General features: G+C 71.4%; 5 protein-coding genes. All 5 read left to right on the top strand.

Features of this window, described 5'->3' with window-relative positions; all coding sequences use genetic code 11:
- On the top strand, positions 1–179 hold a 179-nt coding region (locus ACQKIP_RS32840), incomplete at its 5' end, for an ATP-binding protein (protein ID WP_427744978.1).
- 227 nt (positions 180–406) lie between these two features.
- A complete protein-coding gene (locus ACQKIP_RS32835; protein ID WP_365863754.1) occupies positions 407–1,135 on the top strand; it encodes an LPXTG cell wall anchor domain-containing protein in 729 nt (242 codons plus the stop codon).
- A 49-nt stretch (positions 1,136–1,184) separates the two neighbouring features.
- The gene (locus ACQKIP_RS32830) at positions 1,185–2,153 is read left to right on the top strand and encodes a hypothetical protein (RefSeq protein ID WP_427744972.1); all 969 of its coding nucleotides are present in this window, start codon (positions 1,185–1,187) and stop codon (positions 2,151–2,153) included.
- Positions 2,150–3,334: a hypothetical protein gene (locus tag ACQKIP_RS32825; RefSeq protein WP_365863753.1), complete on the top strand. Its 1,185-nt coding sequence runs from the start codon at positions 2,150–2,152 to the stop codon at positions 3,332–3,334. The genes ACQKIP_RS32830 and ACQKIP_RS32825 overlap by 4 nt, the downstream gene beginning before the upstream one ends.
- The gene (locus tag ACQKIP_RS32820) at positions 3,334–4,698 is read left to right on the top strand and encodes a hypothetical protein (protein ID WP_365863890.1); all 1,365 of its coding nucleotides are present in this window, start codon (positions 3,334–3,336) and stop codon (positions 4,696–4,698) included. The genes ACQKIP_RS32825 and ACQKIP_RS32820 overlap by 1 nt, the downstream gene beginning before the upstream one ends.
- Positions 4,699–4,775: the final 77 nt, after the last annotated feature.

Below are 4,775 nucleotides of genomic sequence, written 5' to 3'. Positions count from 1 at the left end.
GTATCGAGGTGTCCGACCGCGGCGCGGGACAGCCCGCGCCCAGGACCCCGCACCGCGTCGGCCGCCCCGGCGGGCACGGAATGTTCATCGTCCAGCGGCTCTGCATGGACTGGGGGGTCGTCCGTACGCCGGGAGCCCCCGGCAAGACGGTGTGGGCGGAGCTGAGCGCTCCCGTATAAGTCGCTCGGTTCCTCCCCCTCGGGTGGCAAGGGAGTTCACCCTCGGGTGACCAGGGCAGTTCCCCCTTGGGTTACCCGCGGTTCGTACGCGCGCCGGATCCATGAGATCCGGCGCGTTCTTTGTCTTCCCTCGACAAGGTCTCGGGCGTACCTTGAGCGCCCAATCTGATGTGCCGTCAGTAAATCCGCACCGCGGCACGCCACGACCGGCATGAGGGGAACTCGAGGTGTCGTACCAAAAACGCAGGGCCGCGCTCGCGCTTGCCACGGCCCTGGCCGGCGGCTCGGCGGTGCTGATGGCCGCCCCCGCCGCGCAGGCCGAGGTGCAGGACGTCAACTACCAGTGCAAGACGCCCATCGGGAACAAGGGCGCCGTCTCGCCGATCGACATAAAGAGCGTGAAGAGCGGCAGCGGCTACAAACTCACCATGTCCTTCCAGAAGGGCGTCTCCTCCAGCCCCGTGGAACTGGGCAAGGGTGCGATGAAGCCGAGCGCGCTCATCAAACTGGGCGGGGCCGAGAGCGGCACGGTGCCGGTCTCCGGGGCGCCCAACGACAAGGCGATCCCCGCCAACACCCCGATCAAGATCAGTGATCTGTCGGGCACGTACACGCCGAAGAAGAGCGGCAAGGTCACCTTCACCGCGGGCGTCCTGACCATCAAGGCGCTCGGCACGACGACGACGTGCACACCGTCCAACAGCCCCAAGCCCTCGCTCTCGCTCGACGTGAAGGGTTCGGGCGGCGGCGGCACGGGCGGCGGCTCCGGCGGCGAGAGCGACGACAGCGGCTCGGGCGGCTCCGCCAGCGCTCCCTCCGGCGGCGAAGAACTCCCGCAGACCGGCCCCGCGGACTCCGCGATCGCGCTCGGCACCCTCGGCGGCACGGTGCTGCTCGCGGGCGCGGCGGGCGCGCTCTGGCTGACCCGCAGGAACCAGGCGGCCCGGTCGCGCTAGGAGAGCGCGTACATCACGTACGACGCGTACGAAGATCCAGGAGCCGCCCATGCCGTCGCTGCTGTCCGTTGCCCGTGTTCTGACCGTGGCCTTACTGGTGATGGGCGCAGCTCAGGCGAGTCCGGTGTACGCCGACGACGCCGGAGCGTGGTCCCTCGCGCCCTCCGCGGGAGGAGGGACGCGGCCCGCGAAGGACGGCCGGCCCTACTTCTACGCGGAGGGCACGCCGGGCTCCGTCCTTGAGGACACGGTGACGGTCACCAATCCGGGCTCGAAGCCGCGCACGGTGGAGCTGAGCGGCGCCGACGCGGACAACACGCGGGACGGGGCGTTCTCCCTGGAGCGGGGCAAGCCGACGGACACCGGCTCCTGGATCACGTTCGCCGAGCGCAAGGTGAAGGTGCCGCCGCGCACCCGCGCCGAGGTGCCGTTCAGCGTGAACATCCCCGGCAGCGCGGTGCCGGGCGACCACCCCGGTGCGATCGTCGCGCGGGAGGGCGGCCGGGACGCCGGGGTGCGCGTGCATCTGCGGGTGAGCGGTCCGACGCTGTCCGCGCTGACGGTCGAGCACGTCAGGGCCGGGCGCGGGCGCATCTCGTACGACGTCGTCAACCGCGGCAACACCGTCCTGACCCCGCGGCTCGCGGTCCACGCGGAGGGTCTCTTCGGCCCGCTGCTCGACCGGGGGCCCCGCGCGCTTCCGGTGGAGCTCCTGCCCGGCCGCAGGGTCACCCTGACGGAACCGTGGAGCGACGCCCCCGCGCTCGACTCGGTGGAGGTCACCCTCACGGTCACCGCATCGGGCGGAGCCCGGGCCGAGGCCACGGCATCGGCCCGCTTCGTGCCGTGGGCAGCGGTCGCGGGGGCGGGCGCCGGGGTGCTCGGTCTCGCGGCGGCGGGCGTGTGGTTCGTGCGCAGACGCCGGGCATCCGGGGAGCCACCGCGGGGCGAGCCCGAACAGGGCGGTACGGAGCTGGAGTTGGCGGGAGCGGGCACGGGAAGGGGCGAGCAACTGTGAACGGCTACCCAAGCGGCAAGAGGTGCGCGGCCGTAGTCGCCGCGCTGGCGGCACTCGCGTTCCTGCTGCTCCCGGCGAGCCAGGCCACCGCCGCGGAGAAACCGGAGGTCACCCTCTCCAAGGCGCAGGCGGGCAAGGGCGGCGACATCACCGTCAAGGGCGAGGGGTGGCGGTCGAAAGCCCTCCTGATGATCCTGATCTGCGGCCAGTCCACCCCGGCCGAGGGCGTACCCGGCGGCACGAACTCCTGCGCCAACGACTCCGGCCGCGCCGTCACCACGGACGGCAAGGGCACCTTCAGCAAGAAGCTCCCGGTGGCCGAACCCCCCAAGCCCTGCCCCTGTGTGGTGCACGTGGCCACCGTCACCGGGGAGAAGGCGCAGGCGGACGCCGCGTTCAAGGTCGCGGGCCACCCCGTGGAGCCGCTGCCCGCGCAGCAGGGCGGCGGGAAGCTGTCCGTGCTCACCGACACGGAACTCGAAGGCTCCAGCGGCGTACTGACCTGGTTCGGCGCCCCGCCGTCCCGCAAGTTCACCTTCACCGTGGGCAACGTCGGCTCCGCCCCGGTCAAGAACCCCGTCTTCCAAGTCGGCACCTCCCACGGCGTGTTCGCGCCGCAGTGGGAGGAGCAGCAGTGGCGCGGCACCATCGCCCCCGGCAAGAAGGCCCAGATCAAGCTCCCGGTCGAGCTCTCTGCCGGAGCGCACGGCAACTACCTCGTGTCGCTGAAGTTCGGCGGCAAGGTCCTGGCCGAGCAGCCCTGGGGCGTCGGCCGCCCCTGGGGCGTCACCGTCTTCTGGATCCTGCTCTGCGTCGTCGTGCCCGCCGCCGTCTTCCGCATCGGCATGGCGGTGGTGGACAGGCTCCGTCCCCGCCGGCGCCGCAGCTCCCGCCCGGCGGGCCGGCACCGTACCGGCAGGATCTCCGAACTCACCGACCGGCTGCCGAAGTTGCGGCTGCCCCAGGGTGCGGTCGCGGCGGACGAGGCGGCCCGTACGCCGCGTACGAAACCGTCCCGTGAGTCCGGCAGGTCCGGCAAGGGCGCGGCAGCGAACGCGGCCACGAACGGGGCCACTCTCCCGTGGTTCACCCCTGACACAGACCCCGGCGCCGGCAGCGACCCCGCCGGACAGCTCTCCGCACCGTCAGACAACAGCCCGACGACGAAAGGAAACACGTGATCAGCACACGACGGAGAGCGGGCGCGGCCTCGGTCTCGCTGTTGCTCGGCGGGGCGGGGATCCTGCTGGGCGCGAGTCCCGCGCAGGCGGCAGAGACCGCGTACAAGACGGAGTGCATACCGCCGTCGATCTCGGGGCTGCCACCGGTGCAGGGCACCACGAAGGCGGAGATCACCGCGCCCGCCACCGCGAAGGTGGGCGACGAGGTCGAGGTCGTATGGAAGACCACCGAGGCCGCGTCCAAGAACCCGGACGTCCTCGACCTGGACAAGGACACGGTGAAGCCGACCGGCACGATCAAGCTGGGCGGCGGCCAGACCGGTGACCTGGCGATGGCGGGCGAGCGGGTCAATCCGCCGATCAAGAAGAACAGCCCCATGGTCCTCTCCGACATGAAGGGCAAGCTGAAGCTGACCAAGGCGGGCGACGTCACGCTCACCCCCGGCGCGTACAACATCAACGTCAGCAAGCCGGTCTCGACCGACACCAAGTGCACGCCGAAGGAAGAGGTCAAGGCGGGCGCGACCATCAAGGTGACGGAGGGCAGCGGCAGTTCGGGCGGCACGTCATCGGGCACCACCTCCGGCAGCAGCTCGGGCACCACCTCCGGGACCACTTCAGGGGCCACCTCGGGCAACACGGCCGGCAGCAGCGGCGGCGACACCGCGGGCAGTTCCGGCGGCGACTCCACGGGCGGGAACGACGGCGGCAAGACCGACCTCACCGGCAAGGAAGTCCAGACCCCCTACAAGTGCAAGACGCCCATCGGCGACAAGGACGCCACGTCGCCCGTCCAGATCAACGCCAAGAAGGACGGCGGGAATTACGGCCTGACCGTCGAGTTCAAGAAGTCCGTCATGGACAGCCCCGCCGACATCCCCGCGGACTCGGTGAAGCCGTCGATGGAGGTCAAGCTGGGCGGCGCGGACAAGGGCACGGTGCACGTCGAGGGCCCCACCAACAAGGAGCCCATCAAGTCCGGCGACCCGATGACCATCCCTGACCTGACCGGCACGTACAAGCCGGGCGCCGACGGCAAGTCGACGCTCTCGCCGGGCGTCCTCACGGTCAAGGCGCTCGGTACGACGACGACCTGCACGCCGTCCAAGTCGGAGGTTTCCCTGGAGATCGACACAGCGGCGGTTCCTGGCGGTGCCTCGGGCGGGGGATCCGGCTCGGCCGGCGGCAACAGCTCCGCGGGTGGCCCCGCGTCGGCCGGCGGGGCCGGTGGTGGCGACCTCGCGGAGACCGGCGCGGACGACAACGGTGCGTTGCGGGCGCTCGGCCTTGTCGCCGGGACCGTGATCCTGCTGGGCGGCGCGGTCTTCACGTTCCTCCCCGCACGAAGGAGGGGCCTGCGCTAAGGCGCCCGAAGGGGCGCGGGGAACTGCGCGACCAGCCGTCGACGGCCTGCGGCGGCCAACGGTCCAGACCTCGCAGA

Origin of the sequence: Streptomyces sp. NPDC059900, assembly GCF_050270335.1 — a bacterium.
Taxonomy (GTDB): Bacteria; Actinomycetota; Actinomycetes; order Streptomycetales; family Streptomycetaceae; genus Streptomyces.
The sequence above is the reverse complement of the archived record's forward strand: the minus strand, read 5'-3'. Positions and strand labels throughout refer to the sequence as shown.